The organism is Streptomyces sp. NPDC048461 (assembly GCF_055587105.1).
Map to the genome: position 1 here is coordinate 1 of NZ_JBVJGW010000092.1, position 1,038 is coordinate 1,038.

A 1,038-nucleotide genomic window follows, 5' to 3' on the forward strand; every position below is an offset into this window, starting at 1 on the left:
ACAGCAGGATGGCGCTGGTCTTGCTGTCGCGCGCCAAAAAGTCGAGCAGGTCGTCGACGTCGATGTCCAGGCTGTCGCCCAGCGCGATGAAGTAGGAGAAGCCGACTTCGCGCTGCTGCGCCCAGTCGAGAATGGTGTTGGCCACGGCGGCGGACTGCGAGATAAACGCCAGCTTGCCCTTTTGGATCGGCACCGGCGAGAAGCTGGCGTTGATGCCCTGCCACGGCGCCAGCAGCCCCAGGCTGTTGGGGCCCAACAGCCGCATGGCGTGGCGCTGCGCGCAGGCCTTCAGCTCGGCGAACTGTTCCGGTGGCGAAGAGAGCACGATGGCGGTTTTGCAGCCGCGTTGGCCCAGCGCGTCGATCAGCGCCAGATTACGCTTGGCGTGGGTGCAGATGATCGCCAGATCCGGCGTCAGCGGCAGGCTGGCGACGTCGGGATAGGCCATGACGCCGCATACCGCCTTGTAGCGCGGCGTCACCGGCAAGATGGGCCCGCCGAAACCGCCGGCCAGCAGGTTGCTCATCATCAGGTTGCCGGCGCGGCCCGGCTGCTGCGAAGCGCCCAGCACGGCGATCGATTTGGGACGTAGTAGCGCTTCTAACCCTCGCTGGCTCATGCACGGCTCCTTTTGGCAACGTTACGCCTGATTTTAGGCGCTTTATGGCTACATTGCTGTGACCGGTGCCTCCGGCCGGGTCGGTTTTCCCGCCAGATACTGTTGACGGAAATAGCGGAAATGCTGATTCAATCCGTCGGCGGCCGGCAGATCGCCCGCCTGTTGCAACAGGGCGGCGGCCACTTCCGCCGTACAGTGCTGCTCGGCGCGGCTGGCTTCGCGCAGCTGATAGTCGGATGCGGCATCGACGTTGAGTGAAAACACCGGGAATTGATTGAGATACGGGCTTTTACGGAACATTTTGCGCGCTTCTGCCCAGGTGCCGTCCAGCATGATGAACAGCGGCGGTTTACCGCCGACGGGCAGCTCATTGAACACCGGCCGTTCGGCGTCGGCGTAGGACGCGGGGAACACCACAT

General features: G+C 63.9%; 2 protein-coding genes. Both read right to left on the bottom strand.

Annotation, left to right across the window (positions count from 1 at the left end; all coding sequences use genetic code 11):
* Positions 1-619, bottom strand: a 619-nt coding sequence (locus tag ACZ6S8_RS39695; RefSeq protein WP_469463289.1) for a CoA-binding protein, incomplete at its 3' end; no start/stop codon positions are given.
* 48 nt (positions 620-667) lie between these two features.
* On the bottom strand, positions 668-1,038 hold a 371-nt coding region (locus ACZ6S8_RS39700; RefSeq protein ID WP_469463291.1), incomplete at its 5' end, for a tRNA-uridine aminocarboxypropyltransferase.